The organism is Chengkuizengella axinellae (assembly GCF_030730905.1).
GTDB classification, from domain to species: domain Bacteria; phylum Bacillota; class Bacilli; order Paenibacillales; family KCTC-33759; genus Chengkuizengella; species Chengkuizengella axinellae.
In genome coordinates, this window is sequence record NZ_JAVAMP010000012.1 from 1 (window position 1) to 19,421 (window position 19,421).

At 30.7% G+C, this 19,421-nt stretch carries 18 protein-coding genes and 1 pseudogene; 6 read left to right on the top strand and 13 right to left on the bottom strand.

Going from position 1 to position 19,421, the window contains the following annotated elements; all coding sequences use genetic code 11:
* Positions 1-912: 912 nt before the first annotated feature.
* The 3 genes from Q5Y73_RS18480 to Q5Y73_RS18490 form a co-directional block, all read right to left on the bottom strand.
* Positions 913-2,460 carry a hypothetical protein gene (locus tag Q5Y73_RS18480; protein WP_305993401.1) on the bottom strand — a complete coding sequence of 516 codons (1,548 nt, stop codon included), beginning with the start codon at positions 2,458-2,460 and terminating at the stop codon, positions 913-915.
* A gap of 910 nt (positions 2,461-3,370) precedes the next feature.
* Positions 3,371-4,819, bottom strand: a complete 1,449-nt coding sequence (locus Q5Y73_RS18485; protein ID WP_305993402.1) for a hypothetical protein — start codon at positions 4,817-4,819, stop codon at positions 3,371-3,373.
* Positions 4,820-5,057: 238 nt separating this feature from the next.
* The gene (locus tag Q5Y73_RS18490) at positions 5,058-5,561 is read right to left on the bottom strand and encodes a hypothetical protein (protein WP_305993403.1); all 504 of its coding nucleotides are present in this window, start codon (positions 5,559-5,561) and stop codon (positions 5,058-5,060) included.
* 269 nt (positions 5,562-5,830) lie between these two features.
* Between Q5Y73_RS18490 and Q5Y73_RS18495 the strand changes: the two genes are divergently transcribed.
* Positions 5,831-6,313: a hypothetical protein gene (locus Q5Y73_RS18495; protein WP_305993404.1), complete on the top strand. Its 483-nt coding sequence runs from the start codon at positions 5,831-5,833 to the stop codon at positions 6,311-6,313.
* A gap of 317 nt (positions 6,314-6,630) precedes the next feature.
* Here the strand turns inward: Q5Y73_RS18495 and Q5Y73_RS18500 are convergent, their stop codons facing one another.
* Entirely contained in the window at positions 6,631-6,879 is a 249-nt protein-coding gene (locus tag Q5Y73_RS18500; protein ID WP_305993405.1) for a DUF1871 family protein, read from the bottom strand.
* A 104-nt stretch (positions 6,880-6,983) separates the two neighbouring features.
* Positions 6,984-7,202, bottom strand: a complete 219-nt coding sequence (locus Q5Y73_RS18505; RefSeq protein WP_305993406.1) for a hypothetical protein — start codon at positions 7,200-7,202, stop codon at positions 6,984-6,986.
* A 482-nt stretch (positions 7,203-7,684) separates the two neighbouring features.
* Between Q5Y73_RS18505 and Q5Y73_RS24905 the strand changes: the two are divergent.
* The 4 genes and pseudogenes from Q5Y73_RS24905 to Q5Y73_RS18530 all read left to right on the top strand — a co-directional run bounded on the left by Q5Y73_RS24905 (position 7,685) and on the right by Q5Y73_RS18530 (position 11,707).
* Positions 7,685-8,882: pseudogene (locus Q5Y73_RS24905) on the top strand (IS110 family RNA-guided transposase).
* Positions 8,883-9,538: 656 nt separating this feature from the next.
* On the top strand, positions 9,539-10,303 hold the full coding sequence (locus Q5Y73_RS18520; RefSeq protein WP_305993407.1) for a ParA family protein: 765 nt from the start codon (positions 9,539-9,541) through the stop codon (positions 10,301-10,303).
* Entirely contained in the window at positions 10,293-10,694 is a 402-nt protein-coding gene (locus Q5Y73_RS18525; RefSeq protein WP_305993408.1) for a hypothetical protein, read from the top strand. Before Q5Y73_RS18520 ends, Q5Y73_RS18525 begins: the two co-directional genes overlap by 11 nt.
* A gap of 713 nt (positions 10,695-11,407) precedes the next feature.
* Complete coding sequence (locus Q5Y73_RS18530; protein ID WP_305993409.1) at positions 11,408-11,707, top strand: hypothetical protein; 300 nt, start codon at positions 11,408-11,410, stop codon at positions 11,705-11,707.
* Between the two features lie 1,151 nt (positions 11,708-12,858).
* Here the strand turns inward: Q5Y73_RS18530 and Q5Y73_RS18535 are convergent.
* The 3 genes from Q5Y73_RS18535 to Q5Y73_RS18545 all read right to left on the bottom strand — a co-directional run bounded on the left by Q5Y73_RS18535 (position 12,859) and on the right by Q5Y73_RS18545 (position 14,388).
* Positions 12,859-13,221: a helix-turn-helix transcriptional regulator gene (locus Q5Y73_RS18535; protein WP_305993410.1), complete on the bottom strand. Its 363-nt coding sequence runs from the start codon at positions 13,219-13,221 to the stop codon at positions 12,859-12,861.
* A gap of 98 nt (positions 13,222-13,319) precedes the next feature.
* The gene (locus tag Q5Y73_RS18540; RefSeq protein WP_305993411.1) at positions 13,320-13,925 is read right to left on the bottom strand and encodes a hypothetical protein; all 606 of its coding nucleotides are present in this window, start codon (positions 13,923-13,925) and stop codon (positions 13,320-13,322) included.
* The gene (locus Q5Y73_RS18545) at positions 13,894-14,388 is read right to left on the bottom strand and encodes a hypothetical protein (RefSeq protein WP_305993412.1); all 495 of its coding nucleotides are present in this window, start codon (positions 14,386-14,388) and stop codon (positions 13,894-13,896) included. Before Q5Y73_RS18545 ends, Q5Y73_RS18540 begins: the two co-directional genes overlap by 32 nt.
* Before the next feature lie 111 nt (positions 14,389-14,499).
* Here Q5Y73_RS18545 and Q5Y73_RS18550 point away from each other — a divergent pair, with 111 nt between their 5' ends.
* A complete protein-coding gene (locus tag Q5Y73_RS18550) occupies positions 14,500-14,652 on the top strand; it encodes a hypothetical protein (protein WP_305993413.1) in 153 nt (50 codons plus the stop codon).
* Between the two features lie 526 nt (positions 14,653-15,178).
* On the opposite strand, the gene Q5Y73_RS18555 is transcribed toward Q5Y73_RS18550, so the two are convergent.
* The 5 genes from Q5Y73_RS18555 to Q5Y73_RS18575 form a co-directional block, all read right to left on the bottom strand.
* Positions 15,179-15,400, bottom strand: a complete 222-nt coding sequence (locus Q5Y73_RS18555; RefSeq protein ID WP_305993414.1) for a DUF5683 domain-containing protein — start codon at positions 15,398-15,400, stop codon at positions 15,179-15,181.
* Between the two features lie 15 nt (positions 15,401-15,415).
* Positions 15,416-16,048: a hypothetical protein gene (locus Q5Y73_RS18560; RefSeq protein ID WP_305993415.1), complete on the bottom strand. Its 633-nt coding sequence runs from the start codon at positions 16,046-16,048 to the stop codon at positions 15,416-15,418.
* A 133-nt stretch (positions 16,049-16,181) separates the two neighbouring features.
* Positions 16,182-17,030 carry a S1 RNA-binding domain-containing protein gene (locus tag Q5Y73_RS18565; RefSeq protein ID WP_305993416.1) on the bottom strand — a complete coding sequence of 283 codons (849 nt, stop codon included), beginning with the start codon at positions 17,028-17,030 and terminating at the stop codon, positions 16,182-16,184.
* 67 nt (positions 17,031-17,097) lie between these two features.
* Positions 17,098-18,753 (bottom strand): type IV secretory system conjugative DNA transfer family protein, encoded by a 1,656-nt coding sequence (locus Q5Y73_RS18570; RefSeq protein WP_305993417.1) that lies wholly within the window; start codon positions 18,751-18,753, stop codon positions 17,098-17,100.
* The gene (locus Q5Y73_RS18575; RefSeq protein WP_305993418.1) at positions 18,746-19,282 is read right to left on the bottom strand and encodes a hypothetical protein; all 537 of its coding nucleotides are present in this window, start codon (positions 19,280-19,282) and stop codon (positions 18,746-18,748) included. Before Q5Y73_RS18575 ends, Q5Y73_RS18570 begins: the two co-directional genes overlap by 8 nt.
* Positions 19,283-19,421: the final 139 nt, after the last annotated feature.

Consider the following 19,421-nt stretch of genomic DNA (forward strand, 5'->3'; position numbering starts at 1 on the left):
TTCATTGCTGCTATTAGGATATTCTATCATTTTTGTGTATATTCTCAGATTTTTGATAATCAATGGTTAGAACTATCTATGCCGTAATAAGTCTTTAAATCATCTTTAAGTTGCTTTTTTGTTTGTTTAACTATGTTTCCTTTTAATAACTTCTCTAATTTATTTTTTTAATAATAGTAAATAATTTCCTTTCTAAAAACAACATTATCCCAATTGTTATTGTGAACATATCATAAATATATTTGAAGAGAACAGTAATTAATTTTTATTTGTATCATCGTTATAAAAGTTTTTTTTGATGAATTTAATTATTTGAAAATGAATTTTAATAATAATATTATTAATTAAATATACTAATATAAATTAGTATTCTTATATAAAAAGATAAGTACTCTTTTATAGAAAGCTCCATTCTTATAGTATCAAGTGTTTAAAGCTATATATTACTATAAAATCAAAACGAAGAACTCATCTAGAAGTATATAGACATATAAAATCAAATTGATTATTCTATAAGTCCATATAAAATCAAATGAATATTAATACGAATATCATTATTTATATTCACTATAAAATTTATCCACTAAAAATATAAGATATACACGATACTAACTTATTTCACATATTTATTTATGATTTATTAAGGAGATAATTTTTGAAATTGAAATAATGATCTCAAAAGAATGATTATATTATTCTATGATATTCCCAATACTCACATTAATCACAATTATATTTTTGATTTTATAAGTTTAAGATTGTGGATCATCTAAAAATATTTGTAATAGTGTTTATATATGTATATAAATAACTCACTTGAAATGGCTTATTGTAAAGGAAAAATAATAAGAATTTGAATCATCTTACATAAATAGCAACACAAATAACCCTCTGATTGGTGGTTGTAGAGAGCTATTGGGTTTTTGCTATGAAGTTTTGTACAAGGAAGTCTTCAAGTTTGAAATCTTCTGGAATGACTGGAACGATTTCAATAGATGGTAATTTGTGAACCTGTTCTAACATTTCTTTAATAAAGGTCTTCTGTTTAAAACCACCTCTATTTTTTTGTTCAATATACCTTTCAGCTGCCTCGTATTCAAGTTCCGAGTATGTTCTTAAGTCCTTCAAGTAACGATGAGCCGTTTGACGAACAAGTTCAAATCCATAAATATCTTTATCGTTTAGTCTAATATCGAAAGTATAATCATTAACCTTTAGATGTGCTTTAGCAGGTTTTCCAAACTTTTCTTTTAACAGTGGAAGTGCTGCTTTACAAGAACTTTCGATAGCTTTTACCCCATAGTATGAAAGATTAGAGGAAAACTCCCATTCACGGTACTTCCGTTTTGTTTTATTTAGTTCTGGGTTTATGTAATCAGCTACTTTTGTTTTAACTGCGATATCAACAATAACAGCTTGAGTTTTGTTCCGGACCTCTTTTAATATAAACTCAACAACGTTGCCTGGAAATCGCACATGATCATCAACAAATTTCTTAAGCTGATAAACAGCATATCGTATGACTTTATATCCGTAATTTTTGAGTATGCGTACAAGGTTAGCAAAATCATAACCATCATGTAATGATACGAATTCACTGATCCCCCAACCTTCAAGTAGTTTCTTTATGAAGTTGGCTTTTCTGCGATATACTACCGGTACTGGAATCCTGTCATTGTATTCTGTATCTTCTGATTTTTGAACAAGTAAATCAGGGTGAATAGAGATGATTGCTTTATGATATGCTTTACCTTCTTTAACGAGTTTTGCTTTTTCAAATATAGGAATCCCGTTATATACTGGTTCACTCATCTCTTCTAGCAATTTTCGAATTAAATAAGGATCTTTGCGGTGAAGAAAATTGCATAAGCCTGAAAATTGAACAGAATCTTTATTTGAGTACAAATTTCTTTGAATTTCTTTCCCCTTTTCCCCGCCTTGTTGTAAATATACGGAGTAAAATAATTTTTTCTTAGGTAAAGAAAGTTCATAAAACGCTTTTGTAAATACAATTGGTGAAAGTGGAACATAGAAGTCGATTTTATTTTTCTCTGTATTTAAAAAGTGATTTAGTTTGTAGTTATATAAACCTGTATGTTCGTTCTTGATTTCTTCAATTATGGCGTGCAGCTTAAATTTCTTCATACTTGAGTAAAACTGTGACAAACTGATTGGTTTTTCATAATACTCAATAAGCATTGAGTAAATGCTATGGGGTTTTGTTTGATAGATCTCCCCTTTGGTATTACTGAATTTTAATAGAATTGTAGCCAGTTGCAGATCTGCATTTGTAACATGATGAAGTAAATGTTCTTTTGGCTTTCCATTTTCTATAATCGTATAAGTTTCTTTACATCCATAACTTTTCTCGATATCAAAAATGGAGTTTAGAAAAGAACGCACTAATGCCACGGGTTTAGTCTCCTGTCCTTTAAGACCCATTTTATTTTTTAAGATCATCTCTATTCACCTCCTTTATAAAATTAAAATTTTATTTCATCATATAATGTTGAATATACCTTTATACCTTTGTATAATAATAGAGATAGGCGTAATCTTAATTTTGACAATAAGAAAAATAGCCTTAGTTTATCAATTTTTTTGAAAACAAAGGTTTTAATTGTGTTCCTTGCTGCTACCAACAACTAGGGACATATGATCCGTTGGTTACCGCACCAATGGGTCTAGGGATAATCTACCAATTCAATTGTACAGAATGATATGAACATCCTATCAATGGACGGCTTCCACTACCAATGGAAGCTTTTTTGTTATCTAAGAGTATGTATCTAGTTAATTTTTCTACACCAACTCTTAGTATTCGACATTTGTCCTGTGAACATTATAGCAAGATTACCAAAATTGTGTAAGGGTAATCAAAGTACGCGGATTTTGTAAAAAGCCTATATTTACAAGCTATATGTTGGGTACGCTAATTTTGTAAAAACCTCAGTAAGCCTTTTCATTAAGGGATTGTTTCATGTTTTAAAAAAAACAAAAAAAATTTTAGTCCATTTAGTACGCGATAAATGTAAAAAGCTAAAATAAAGTACGCTAAATTCGTAAAAACATATATAAAGTACGTGGAAACTGTAAAAAGAAGTGTTGATTTCAGTGTTATTTTATCAAATTCATCTTATACAAATCCTTTGTATACATGGTCTAAGCTAAATTAATAGATTGAAGTACGCGAAATACGTAAAAACTATTAGTAGAGTACGCGTAAATCGTAAAAAGATGTTTTAAAGTACGTGTAAATCGTAAAAAGGTATAGAGGAAATCAAAAAAAGTGAGGTATTTTCAACTCTATAGAGTGAAAAACCACACTTTTTACATAATAAAGTACGTGAGATTCGTAAAAAGAGATCTATCATTGAATGAGAGATGTAGAAGGAGATATAAAGAAATCTACTTTTTCTGATTCTGTAAGTGGTGTTAAAATGATCTCAAATCCATTTCCTATTCGCCTGTAATCCTCAACTAGAATTTTTGCTTCTTTAAATTCCTGGAGAGAAGATTCTATTAATTTTAAATTACTCTCAATTCTTTTGGAACGGAATCGAATTCGGTCAGAAAAGAAGGTATATTCAAAGTGATTTTTCATATCGCACTTCTGAAGATATGCATCTAAACGCTCTTTTTGAAAAGCGTAAATTAAGATTTTAGATAATCTGTTTTCTAATCGATGAATAAGATGACTGTATATTTGAACTGTTTGCTTTGTAATGAATTGTTGGTGCAAAGTATCTGAGAATTTAATCTCAGCATATATACGACCTGTAGCTTCTTCTTTTGTCACTTTCACTTCTTGAAACAGATTATATAGGAAGGTTGTTTTTGTATCTTTGTTAGCTCCCGTTGTTCTTCCTTCGATACTGAAACGTCCAATTTTAGTCAGTCGTTTAGTTGCAAGGTCATATGCTTTTTTGCTAGTGTTTCCATAGACTCTTATTAATAGAGGTCGTAAATCAAAAACGATACTTTTTTCAGTATAAAACCGTTCATCCCTATTTTCCATCACGTGTTCAATAATTTCAGAGTCCATATCATCTAGTAAAAACATTTTATCTAGCTTTACTTCTTCCCCATCTTCTACAGCGATAAAGGAACGAACAGCGCGGTTATCACTCATTTTATATTCGTCATATACAATTGTTGATTGCTGCTCTTCATCAAATAAAATATTTCCTTTTAACTTTGCCTTGCCATCAGCAAACACTGGATTTTCAATTAAATCTTTGAATCTGTGTGTTATCCAATTTTTTGGGGAGTTTTTTAAAAAGTCACAAATAATACAGACAATATCGTTTTCAAATGCTTTTTCAATTTGATATTTTTGTTTCTTTTCCAGATAAGGGAAATCTGTTAACCGTTCATTACGTTCTTTCGCCCACTCTTCAATTTCGAGTAACCTAGACTGTATAAATTCTTGAGGTTCTTTAATATTTTCAAATGCAGTTTTTATTTCATCGTCTGCTGGTCTGCTTTCTAAAAATTCAATTAAGACATCTCTTTCTGCGTGAATAGGTGTGTATCCATTTTTGTCTACTTCTTTTTTTAATTGTTTAAGCCAATTTTTTTTAGTCATTTGTCTGCGTCTATGATAATTTGTTTTTATCTCTAGTAAATCTACTACATCATCATTACTAAAGAATATATTGTTGATGATGTCTTGTATGTAATTATCGAAAGCAAGTTTATGCTCAGTATTACTCTCTGTAAGTACAAACTTAATTAATTTATCTTTCGTTTTCTCACCAATCAGTTTGTACAATTCATCGAAGACAAATCTTGGTATTTCCTGAATATTAACACTCATATGTTCTACCCCCCGATCCATTTGAATCTTATTTCTATTTTAAATCTGCTTTGTCCAAGTGTCTATCTTTAATTATTCATTAAATTATGGAAAGATGAAAAAAACATTTTTATAAACATAAACGTTTGCGTATAGTACACGTAAACAAATACGTAAACGTAATAATAATTACAGGGATTTTAATTTAAAAAAACCTACAGTCTATCGTTTGTAGGTTTAAGCTGGTAGAAATATTTATTTATCCTGGACCGTATTTATAGTGCAATTCATTTTTTAATTTATGGAATTTTTCCATGTACTCATCTGATGTTTCAAAACTTTCTATTGCTTGTTTTTTAAGCTCTTCATCTTGTTTTTCAATTGATGCTTTTAACCGTTGAAATCCACCAAGTCTACTTTGGACGGCTCGATGGTATACATCCTGCAACGCCTTAACTTCTTCTGTTTTAAAATTCACTGACTGAGACATAATATTTACATCTTGATTGTATAAAGTATACTTTGGAAGGATTTGTTCACTTAAAGTAGTATATAATATATCGTCATCTTGATGCTTTTCATCACTCACACTTTCAAATAAAGTCATCACTTCTTCTTCTGTTGCTGGAATTAAACTTCGCATATGAAGATATCTGATATAATCTTCTTTTAATGAAACTGAGTTTGAGCTTGAGCTTGAGATAATATAAGTAACACTATTAGTTATTATTAATAAGATTAATATAAGTATAAATTTTTTCACCTTCTCCCCCCCCTTTCTTTATAAATATATAATATCTTTTCATAATTGAAACTAGTAATTATAACCATCAAGAAAAACATACAAGTAACGATTAATTACAATTTTTAACTTTAACTTATTAATTTCATCACTTTAATGTATTAAAGTGATGAAATTAATAAAAAGTATTTATTTTACATTTATACTAGTTATTAATAAGATTAATTTGATAGAAAATAAGAAATTACATACAAATGAATACCCCTTTCTATTTTAGGAGGAAAGTTTTAATGAAAAAGTTTATTGGTAAGCTGTCTTTTTTATTTGTAATTGTTAGTTTAATGATTCCTGGGGTGAGTGCATTTGCAGAGCATGATGGAACTGATGAACAATTATCACTAGAGATTAGTGGGAGTATGGCTGATTTATCCGATATGGGAGAATATTATTTCACTCCACATAATGATCAACAAGTAAAAATTGATATCACGTTAACCCCATTAAATGAAGTTGGTGTTACCTCTTCCCTAAATTGGGTCATCGAAGATAGTGAAGGAAATCAGGTTGAATGGGCTGATGCTGAACTTCATAATACATTATCAGAAACTCAATATTTGAATTTAAATGCTGATGAAGAATATAGATTTGTTTTATATACTTGGTTTGATTGCGTTGAACCATGTGGACGTCCTGATGATTCAGCTTGGGAGTTTGATTATAATCTCTCAATAACTCAAAGATCTACAGGGATAACTGAACCAGACGGTCCGTGAACAGGAAGAGCTAAAAAGACTGAGCTTGAACAGATAATAGATACCTAACAAACATAACATATAAATTCTATATTTCATCTCACAAACCACTGATTTTTAGGTCAGTGGTTTGTTTTTATCAAAATTATCAATGGCAAAGAAAAAGAAATCATTTTGAAAAAAGATTAATTAAAATGGTTTCCAACTTTGAGAATGCCTATATGGTAATTCATGTACCATTTTTTGAATAGCTTCCTAGTTGATGAGGGTTTTTTAGAAATTCAGTATTTTTATCTGCTGACCAATCAAGAGGTAATTCCTATATGAAAAAGAATCGTCTATTTCATTTGTGACCATATTTTATTAGAAATAATGATAAAGTGATCTTCGTTAAAATCCCATGAAAAAGCTTTATTAAATATACTTTGTATTTCTCTTGCTAATTCTGTAGGAGTATTAACATTATATAAAATCTCAATGATTGAAGATATTTCAGATCCATATTCATTTTCTGGTGCGTCAGGAAATAGATTAGCAGGATCCCATTCATTGATTATTTCAGTTAAAATGTTTAGTTTTTTATCCATAAAAACTCACCTCATTTCCACTCGCATAACGCAGAAACGTAAACATATACGTATATGTTTACGTAAAAACTCGCGTTCGTCAGTTTTACTCATTTAAACACCACCTAATAAGCCCACACACTAGAAGCTATATAAACGGAGATTACTCCGACCATTGCAACAATAAACATACTTAAACCCCTGCTTATATCTCGCATAATTCCTCTTGGCATAAAACTGAGCAAAATTAAACATCCAATTGCGGTAATTATCATCGAAATGATCATGATTATAATTGGTCCCGCATACTCCCAAAACATACCTAAGTTAATTTCTATATCCATAATTTATCTCTCCTCTTTTACGAAAATACTTTCGACAAAAAGAGATATTTTTCCTTTAATTCTACCTAATCCAGAGTACTTGTTGGTACTGAATAAAAGTTTGATTAACAATTTCATAAAACCTTATATTATGTGGCAAACAAGAGAATCTAGTTTGAAAAAAATTAATCAAAATGGATTCTAAATTTGAGATAGCTATTTATTCTATTGTCTATTTTCTTCTATAATTGCGCCATATCGTATTATAAGGTCAATCAGTTAATAATCTGGTTGGTCTATTTTTTATAGGTTATTCTTTAAGTAGCCGAGGTAGAACGTTGGCGCCATTGGGACTCGACCCCGTCCGCAATACTGTTCACCCCCTACTTGTAGAAACATGTTTGAGGCTGGTTGGGACATTGATCCCGTATAACAAGCGAAGTTATGAAACTACAAGTTAGATTATGGGCTTCCGGCAAATCTATTAAGAGAAGTGATACGACATGGATCCAGTCATTGGTCTGGATGTTGCAAAAGGAGAAAGCCAAGTTCAAGCGTTTCTAGAAAAGAAAAAAACTTACAAAAAGAGTTTTAAGTTTAAACACGACCGAATGGGCTTACATGATTTTTACTTGTTTTATCAGGAGGTAGAGCAAAAAAGCGGATTATCTCCGAGGGTTATATTTGAATCAACAGGACACTATCACGAGCCTGTCTTGCAATTTTTAGAGGATCATGGTGTGACCTATTATTTAGTTAATCCTGTCATTTCATATGAGGCCAAAAAAATGAGTCTACGAAAAGTTAAAACAGATGCCATGGATGCCTATCATCTCTGTGAGCTCTATTACAAAGAAGACCTAATAGCATTCAAAAAAAAAGTGTTCAAACCCTAAACCTTCGTAATCTCAGTAGACAACATGATTCTCTCACTGGAACCTACGTACAAACCAAGTTGCAATTTCATACTATTTTAGATCAGGTCTTCCCTGAATATAAAGGCGTATTTGGAGACTTATTTTCAAAGGTTTCTCTATATACCCTTCTCGCTTTTCCAACTCCTAAAGAAGTTGAAGACCGGAGTCTATGTGAAATTGCAACTGAAATTCATCATTTCTGTAAGCGTCGTTCAGAGTCCTGGTCCATGAAAAAGGCAGAGGAACTGAAATCTGCCGCAAGAAATAATCCATATAAACAAACGCTATACTACAGTCATCTTATTAGTTTAAGGATGTATATTGAAATGCTTTTACAATACCAAAAGCACCTATCCAAATTAGAAGAGGAGATAGATGCCATGGCTCAAGAGTTTGAGGCATATCATATTATTCGATCTATCCCTGGGATTGGAGGTAAGATTGCGGCAACAATCATTTCCGAAATTGGTGAAATTGATCGATTTAATAATCCTAAGAAACTCGTTGCCTTTGCCGGAATTGATCCTAGTGTGCATGAGTCAGGCAAATTTAAAGCGAGTATAAATCGTATTACGAAAAGAGGCTCTAGTAGGCTCAGACAAGTTTTATATATACACCTGTACAATGTGGCTTGATAAACACTCGTAATCCTAGACTAAAAGAATTCTATGACAGAAAACGAGAAGAAGGTAAGCCGCATAAAGTAGCAATCATTGCTTGTGCTAACAAGCTCATTCATTGGATTTATGCTCTACTAAAACGAAAAGAGACATTTACAATATAACTTATACCATAATAATCATTTTAAAAAATATTCTTCCAATTACTCTAGAGGAAGATTATTTGGTATGTTAATTTTTATCTTAACACAACTAAAATAATTTTTTTTAGAGTTTATTCTTGACTTCCTATTAGCTGGTATTGCGGAAGATCGCTATCAAAAATCAGTCTTAAATCAGTAACCCTGACAAAACCCATTAGGAATACTCGTTTGACATTTGTTTTCATCAATGACGTTGTTCATCACTTCGTCTTGAATATCAGGTGTGTATTTCATATTAAACAATTGGAACGAGCTGTGTTATTGTCATTACACGTAAACACATACGTAAACGTTTTTGTAATTGAAATTGTAAAGTTCACGTATACGTTTGTATTTCATTCAATATGTATTAAATAACAAGGCGTATCTATTGATATTCGATCTAGAAGGATGTACATAATTATTATTTAAAATAATTTAATTGATTAAGAACGTATTATTACTAAGTATAAATAATAGTAGACATAAAAACGTTTGTGTATAAGATACGTAAACATATACGTAAACGTAAAAGTATATGTTTGTTCATCGTATGTATTTACATTTTTGTAAATGTACTTGATAATAAAGGGATAACAGTTATTTTAACGAATTGAATATAATAGGAGGTGCTATTGATGGCTATTACAATCAGTTTTGGTATTCAAAAGGGTGGAGTTGGAAAAACAACGTCGACAGGGATAACAAGTTATTTATTGTCACAAGAATCAAAGGTATTAGCAGTTGATTTTGATTCACAAGGAAATTTGACATCGTTTCTAACACAACAAAATATATATGATTTCACCGAAAAAACGGTCTTAGAAGCAGTGAAAGAAAAAGATCCAAGACCTTATATCCATCAGATTACTGATACGTTACATATCTTACCGGCAGAGGACTTCTTATCAACGCTGCCTCAATATATTTATAGAACATATAATGGGAATCCTACTACTCTATTAAAAGAGACTTTAGATGTTGTGGACGATCAATATGATTATATTTTAATAGATTTACCACCGAATTTAGGAGATCACACTATAAATGGATTAAGTGCTTCTGATTTTGCAGTTGTTTTATTACAATCAGAACCGTTTTGTTATGATGCATTAGAAAGATATTTGCAATTTCTACAGAGTATTAAGTCCAACACAAACCCGGATCTAGTATTAGCTGGCATTCTGACTTCGATGTTAGATGGTAGAACAACGCTAGACGCTTCTATATTAGAGCAATCCAGAAGAGAATATGAAGATATTGTTTTTGATTCTACGATTAGACGGAGATCTCGAATTAAAGAGTTTACAATCACAGGTATTATGAATCAAACAAAAGCTGATAAGGAAGCATTAACTCAATATGTAGCATTTACAGAGGAGCTGAAGAAACGTGTCCAGTAAAAAAGATAAATTCGCAGGGATTTTAAATAAAAAAACAAACCACTCAAATAATACGGAAGCACATGATGCTTTACTTAATAAACAACAACCCGATGAAATAATTAAACAAGGAAGCCAATTAAAAAATGTAAACGAAACTGTTGATGAAAACAAAAATGTAAACGTAAACGTAAATAGTGACGTAAACAATGATTCAAATATTGTTGAAATTGCGAATAATATAGCGAAAAATAAAGCAAAGAAAAGCAAGTTTGAAGATCAATACAGTAGAGCAACTTATTGGATTGAAAAAGATGTATTAAAAGCATTCAATAAAGTGGCAGGTCATGGGGAAAAAACTCGAATGATAAATGAGGCCATTAAACAATATATTCAACGATTAGTAGATTAATGCAATATATTGCTAAAGATATCAAGAAAGTTAAAGAAGTAATAGGAGATTTTAATCAATGTACAAGTTGTTTTCAGTTATTGTAACGGTTTTTTTAATTATTTTAATGATAGTTCGAATCGTACATAGTAGTACTAATGGTTGAGTTTATTTAAGATAGTTTGGAAAAAAGATGGGTTGTAATGGTAAAATCCATCTTTTTAGTAATTTCCAAATAGCATTGAGTTTAAGTTTTAATTAACTAAAAGTTCAATACAAATAGAATGTATGGTTTACATGAGATGATTACCATTATTATATTTTAGTGAGTTCTGTATGAAGCTTATGATTTATGAAACAAATAGGGTTCTTGACATTTTATTTTTATAAAAAAGAAATTTAAATAAAAACGATTTTAAATACGTTTACGTAAACGTAATTGAAAACATGAAACAAAGTCCATACTTAAAACATGAAGATTGATTAATCCAATTGTTAATTCAATATATATGCAATGGAACGGTTTTTGCACTTTGCATAGATCATTAATTAAATACCAGTAATAATTTAGGTGTGAATCATCATCAATGAAAACTTACAGTGTATTTCTTGTTGAATAGAAGTGATTTCGTTTTCTATAAAGAAGATTTAATTGGTTAGATTGTCTTTTTGTATCAAGCGATAAGTGAGGTTTAAATTGAATATAATGAATTCCAAATTGTAGGAGGAGCATAATGAAAATTAGTAAGATTACTAGTTTGTTTTTAGTTTATCTGGTCTTTACAATTATCGCAGGATGTTCAAGGAGCTATCACGTTGATTTTGTGTTTACAGGGACTATACAAGAAATACTTAATGAACAAGAAATGCTCGTCATGAAAGAACATGTTGGAGAAGATGAAGGCAGAAAAGCTAATACTTATGAAATTCCAGTGGATAATATAGAACAATATGCAGTGGGGCAAAAGTTGAACATATCAGTCCTATCAAATACTGATGAGGATGTTTGGGATTTAAACCGCATGAAGTTTTAGATAGAAATAATTAAAAATTAAAACCTAATCAGAGCTCGCATATACAAAAAAGAAAAATCAAGGATATTAAATGATATTCAAAAAAGAAGAAAGAGGGAAGCAGTATCTAAAAATGAAACTTATATATACTGAAGGGTTGAATAAAACATTAAAACGTTGCAAATAGCGCTCTAATTTTTTATTTGTTTTATAGGAGAAGAATATATGAAAAAGATCAATTTGGTTACAAATACATTTACGTTTACGTAAACATAAATGTAATATAAATAATTTAAGGATCCATGTTTGATTATTATAGAAATATACAGTGTTCAGAGGTTAATGGGATAATCCGGTTAATCCTAAATAAAATACAAATAGTATAGAAAAGTATAACAAAGTCATTATGAAACAATATATAAGATAGGGCATAGACTTTCCAATATTTTTACTTCTTTTGTAATACAAAAATACATTCACAGAAACATTAACAATTGCTGAGAGTATGATGATAACTCCTAGCATATCATCTCCACTAGATGTATTAAGTGAATACCAAATGAGACCAATAGTGGAGCAAATAGATAATATAAGCCATAGTAATGTTTTAAACCAAAACATAAACAATCTCCTTTCTAGAGAAGTTTCAAAGCCACCGCTGTCAAATGAATGTGGAATGATATAATCAGTATAACAGCCATTGATGTAAAATAAAGTTGAATTCAAATTACATCCGAACAGAAATTTCTCAAAGACAGTTTTAAATACAAGGACTGAACAGTAAAACAAATGATGTAAATGATTATATTTACACATTCATTTACGTTTACGTAAACACAAATGTTTCTATTTGCATTTTAATGTAGCCAAATGCAAAGAAAACAGGGGAGGACGATAACTTTATTAGTCAAAGAAAATCTGATAGAAGGGAAGGGTGTGTAGGGGATTTTAAAAGTAAATCTAGTGTATCTCTTATTCCTCCTGAAAAATCAAAATTAATACCTGCGGTCTAAGTAAGTCTATATTTATTTTAAGTTGATATTATTAAATAATTGTTATTTATGTCCACATACTCTTCAAAGAAGTGTTTTACATCATTCAGCTGGAATTAGTTAATCAGCGTCCACTTATATCATATAAATCTAGTGTTATGAAAATTCATTATGCAAGACTTACGCATTCATTTTTACGACACTACTTTCCACTTCTGACAACTTTTCTTTTAGTTCAGTAATAATATCGATAACATCAATTTTATCCTTTACGGTTTTTTCCTCATTTGTAAGGTTTAAAACATAACAAATATTAGATATAAAAATGGTGTACAGCTCTCTAGCAGAATGAATACTCATCTTTAAATAGATACTTCGAAAATGGTTTTTTACGGTTTTCTCACTAATGTAGAGTTTTTCACCTATTCTTTGATTGTTATATCCCTTTTTAATAAGTAAAATGAGAACTTGCTTTTCTCTTTGTGTTAAATGATATTCTTCCTGTAGTTTATTTGCTGTTAATTCGATTGATTGTGTATTCATATACTCACGTCCTTTGAATTATTTAAGTTTAATGATCTTACTTTTTTTCTTATAAAATGCAAAAAAAAAGGCTTTCGCCTTTTGGAATATAAAGATACTTAAACTCTATCTGGTTGAGTTAAATTTTTGAGAATACTTCTAACGATGGTATTATTCCCTTTTTTTATTTCGGACATTACATCGATATAATGTATCGTAATGATTTCCTCCAAGGTGACATTAAATTCTGAATACGCTTCATACATGTCATGTAGAAATACTTCGCCTCTTAAAGTTGATTCTTTTAGAATTTTAATGGGGATCACGATGATACGATCATTACTGTTTAGTGGTTTTGAAGGTGGATATGGATGATTTTGATCCGGCCACAATACTTCCTTCTTTTTAAAAATAGGATAATTTCTTTTTTTCTCCATGTAGGTGTAAGCAATATTTTCTATAAAATGATGTTCCTTATTTGTAATAATATCTTTGAGTAGATTTTCATACAGTAAATTGATTAACTCCGTGATTGTTAACTTTTCATCCTCAGTGTCTAACCATCTATTAATATCGCCTACCAGCACTTTTCCGCGCTTAAAATCATATTCTGGGAGTTTTATATCTAGCTTTGCATACTTACTGCTAAATAACCCATTTAAGACCTCTCCTGAATCCCCTATGATAGCTTTATTAAGAAAGTTTAAACGGCTGAACTTCTTCATATGCCATCACCTCATTACTTTTAAGATATTCTAGGACTGAGCAAATGATATGATGAATTGCTTTTCGCTCAGATACTCCCCATTCATCCACTAATCCATCAATACCAGAAATAAAGGATTTTTCAAGATCATTGGGTTTAACTGTCTTATAATCTCGAGTATCAACATATTGAAATTCATCTGTTAATATATTTAAGTTTCTTAAACCAAATCGTAATAACATGGTATTAAATTCAGTAATGGTCAGAGATTCATTTCTAAATGCTCTTTTATGAATGATGAACCGTTTTCTAATTTCTTTCCTGGTTTCTTCAGTGACAGGAAACTTTCTAGGGAATAACTTATCACTTCTTGGTTTTCTTATTTTAACTTTGCTTTTTGTTTTGCTTTTTTGTTGATTAGGTATGTCTATTTTTCTATTATTTTGGTTATTACTTATAATAGGCAATATAATATCACTCAAAACACGTCTCTCCTTTTACATTTAAATCTATTTTCGCGTTTATCCTAGAGTCAGAATTCCAGAATTCCAAAATTCCACTTTAATAGATTGTATGAGAGAGAGGAGGTGGACATGCCTAGAAAATATACTTTTTTTAAAAATAAGAAAGGAGACGAAATAATCATGTCTGTTTTAACGAAAAGTGAAGCGAAACAAATTGCAAAGATCGCAAAAAAATTAGCTAAAAAAAATGGTCTGATCAATAATAAAAAACCAATCAAGTGAATCAAATTATGACCTTGTATAAAACAATTGTCTCAACATTACAATGTAATATAATATATTATAATTTAACATAATCTAATATTTTATATTCATTTGTATTATATTCAAATGCTAAATGTGTTGAAAGTACCATTACGAATACATAAATTTAATTTTTTTACCCACTTAATGCCCATGACCATGCTGCAAACATAAGAATAGTAGAGGTTATGACATATGCAAGCAATATCAGTGTTAGGACTGTCTTTTTAATTTTTACGAATCTCAGAATAAAGAAGATTAGATGACTAAAAATAAAATAAAACGAAAAAATAAAGAGAACCAAAACCATTAAATTATCTTGTTGATTTATAAGATAGGCTAGTAAGTATGGAATGTAAATAAATACTGAAAGAATAAAGCCTATTATTGAATTTAGATTAGTTGCAAATACATATTGAAAGAGTATAAAAGAATATACGGATAATATTACTGATATTATGATAGGTAACTGATTTAATTTCCATAATTGCTTCATAAGATCACCTCACTTTTCAAATTTTTGCTTTGAAACATGATAGGCATCATATACAGACCAAACGATAGCGATGAGATAAAACCCAAAACCAAGTTTGTTCGTAAATATTAATTGAAAATTAATATAGTGAATGACAAAGAATAAAATCGCTTTTATGTATTGTTTGTTATACAATTGTCCGATTCCTGGAAAGATGAAACTCATTAATCCAGCTGCAGTATATGGTTTCAAATCGTTCAACACCTTTTATTCGTTTTTTTGTGGTGCAAACATTGCATTGATTTCCTTGATCCACTCATCATTTTCATATTTGTAAAATAATCGGTCGGAAGGCTCTAAAAAGACTTCATTTTGTAAAGCGAACCTGACAAATGACTTAGAATCAGTCAAAGGTTTAAAATCATACAACGAAGGCCCAATGATGATATGCTTTTGATTTTTGAGTAACCTTAAATCTTCTCGCATGTATGCAATATAAAGCTCGACATTTGCGATTTCTATTACTCTGTAAGGCATTCTAAAACGTTTGAGTTGAATTGGAACGTTTTCATATAACTTTGTAATTAATTCGGCGATAGAGAGTAGGCCCACATACTCATGTGATCGTATTCTGTTAGGTACGATTTTGATTATTTTCATTCCATCCACTGTCAATTGATAAATGACCTTTGGTTTTACTCCTGTCTTATTTTTAAATATCGTATTCTTTTGAATGATTCCTTTTTCTATCATGGTGTTGATCTTCTTTTTGGCTTCAAATGGCTTAAAAAAACGACTCAGTTGTCTAAATTGCATCACACCACAAAAGCTTAAATATAGAAGAGCTGTTCCTTCTCGCTTGCTAATAAGAACAGGCGTTTCAGCATCCTTCATGATCATAATATTTCCTTCCTTTGCTTCTATGTTGTTTTCTAATTTTCTCTATATCGATCTTATCTGTTGGTTCTATTAATCCTTGAATTGATTAGTAATAGTCCCCGCAAAAACGAGGACTGTATTAAAAGAAAGAGGTTTAGATGACTCTTATACCAGTACCATATATTTTCTTTTCATTGGCTTTGATGTCTCTTATTTTAATGAGTATATTATCTCCTAATTTAACTTTCCTCTTTGATAAATGAGGAATAATGGCATCGACGCCTGGTTCTAAATTAATGAAAATGCCAAAATCAGCAATCCCACTTACAGTTCCTAAATATTCATTTCCTTTGTTATATCGTTTCAAACAATCAGGATAGGGGCTGGGTAGGAGCTCTTTAATACTGACTTGGATATCTTCCTTGTCTTTATTTATATACGTGATTTTTACATCAAACGCATCTCCAATTTTAATGATTTGTCTTGCATCATGCACCCAGCCATGACTAATTTCTGCAGCAGGAATCATCACTTCGACGCCACCTAAATCTACTAAAACGTTGTTGAAGTGAACTTCTTGAGCAACAGCTGGAACAATTTTATTTAGTTTGGCATTTTTCCAAAATGTTTTCGCCATTTTTTCTTTCGCAGCTTTTCTGGAGATGATGGCAAGATTACTTTCACGATCAATACCAATGACGATGTATGCAATATTTCTACCAATCAATTTTCGTAGTCTATTTCGATTTTCATTGAGCTTGGTATCTTTTAAACATGTTTCACTAAATGGAAGGAGCAGTTTAACCCCATGCATCATGATCACTACTGTAAGAATTTTGTTTTCACTCAATGTATGTTCTTCAATTTGTGTAGGAATTCCTTGTAATATGGTTCTATTTTGTCTAGCAGCGTATAGATCTTGCCATGGATCATGAACAAACTCTTTTTTAATGCCAGTATAACCTTCAGGGTGTGCAAATTGTAATACATTATCGTTACTCATAATTAATTCCTCCAATTATATACATTTTACTATTTCATTTCATATCATGTCATGTTATTTTTCTTCTCTACCATCCAGATATCGATTCTTCTTTAGTGGATGTTTTCTTTTTCTTTTGATTTTCATGCTTCACTTTATGTTGATGTGATGCTTTATCTTTTTGTTCAGCATGTTTCTTTTCTTGCTGTGTTTTCATTTCACTCTCTTTATTTAAACGGAGAGCTTCTTCAGTGTTGTCCTCATTTGATTCTTTTACTTGTTTTTTCATGGATACATTATTAGAAGAAGTGTCTTTCTTAGAACTCTTAAACTTAGGTTTTTGAACTGTTTTCAAATCAACTTCATGATATTGTACTTTTTGTTTGATTGATTCGGTTTCAACTTCAATCTTTTCTGGTTTTATGTTTTCTTTCTTTCTTCCATCCCGTGTTTTCAGTAGATCTTTCTCGCTTACCAATATCCCCTTAGCAATACCTGGTTTTTGTCTTTGATCATTTTTCATGAGAATATGCATGTAATGGAACTTTTTAATTTCCATTATCTTTGTATACGTAATTCGTTCTTCGTCTGTTTTCGTATCACGATAAGTGGAAGGAAAGATAGATGGAATAAATACTTTGTGTTTGTACGTGCTCTGTCTTAAAAATGTTTCTGACTTCCCAGCTTCTTTCGCAAATAACATCGCATTATCTGAAGATAATCCTCCGAAAACAACTCGATTTCTTGTATTGGTAAGCACAATTTTACTAAATCCTTGATATTCTTTATCTAATTGCGCTAAATCTTGGAGTGCTAACGTAGTAGCACATCGAAATGAACGTCCAATTGCTAGTAATCTTTCTACATCCGGATCACAATATCTTGAAAACTCGTCCATAATGAAGTAGTGGGGAGTTCTCGTCCATTCTGTACCAGGTCGACGAAATACTGCACTCATCATATGTTGTACAATGAATTTACCAAAACTATCACCTATGGCGCCTAGTTTTAATTCACTATTGATTAAAAACACACCTCCTTGATCTAGGTGGTGATCTAAATCGATATCGCTTTTCCCACTCAAGATATATTTAAGATGTATGTTTCCAGCAATATCTTCTAACTGCGCTCTTAATCCCATGGCAAATTGTTGATATTTATCTTTTAGTGCACCTAAAATTTCAATTTGAAAAAAATCGATAAGGTCATCATATTCAGGGTTGTTTAATTGTTTTAATTGGTCTACGTGTTTCTTAATATGATCTAGACTTCTTAGTGTTTTTACAATATCCATCAGATCAAGTGGTTTTCCTGTGTTATTTAACATTCCGTGTTGTTCTAATATTTTTAGTAGTAAAACGGTATTTCGACTTGCCGTTTCCTGTATGAGAGCAAAGAAAGCTTCTTGTTTTCCAAAAAGACTTTTCAGCACACTCCTCGTTACTTCGGCAGCTGTTAATGGATCGCCTTGAAGTGGATTAAATTTATGTGTATTTGGATTTAATGGGTCAATGTAAGTACAGGGAATATTTAATAATTTACACCAATGTGCGATATCCGCGGCTAAATCCCCTTTTGGTTCCAATAACGTTAAGCCTACTTTTTTTCCTTGTTTAATCGCCTTTAAAATTGCTGCTACTTTAGGTTTTAAGACTCTGGAAGTTTTCCCACAACCAGTTGGACCAATGACTAGAGTATGTAAAAATGCATCCAAGCCACCTATTTTAACGGATGAATTAATCAATTCCTTGTTCCACCCCCACTTCTTCTCCAATAATAAATTCAACGTAATCGAGCGTGCTTTTTCGAAGCCCCATCTTTTGTAATAGCTTGTTGTACCATTTCTTATCTTTTAAAATAGGGATTCCATGTAAAACGTGAGCCAGTTTTTCTTTAGTTGCTTTATTCTTGTTTATATAAGGTTTAGACCTAATAAAAGCATCATAATTTCGATATAGAGTTAATTGGATTATTAGCATCATTCCAATAATAACAAAAGCTAATACTTTTAATGTGAAGACACCTAACGTTTCAGGTAGATAAGGGTATAGTTTCTGAGATTGCTGAATGGCATATGTTCCTATAAAAAAGAGTAGAGACGTTGTGTAAAGGAGTATTCTATACCCTTTACGGTTCAAGATCATTAAAACAATGGTAATGCCACAGATCATTAAAATCATGATATGTGGCAATATAAAAACATCTGGCACGTTCAAAGTGCTATATATGATAAGAAATAGACTAATGATGAGTAAAATAAAGCCAGTTATCATCCAAGTTACTCCTTTCTGGATAAGTTTATTGGCATTGTATTAGTGACTTTCTTTTTCTTTCTTTTCTTAAAAACAAATAATATCCATATTATTAAAATAGTAATATGGGGTAATTGAATGGAATCTAGTAAGCTCTTAT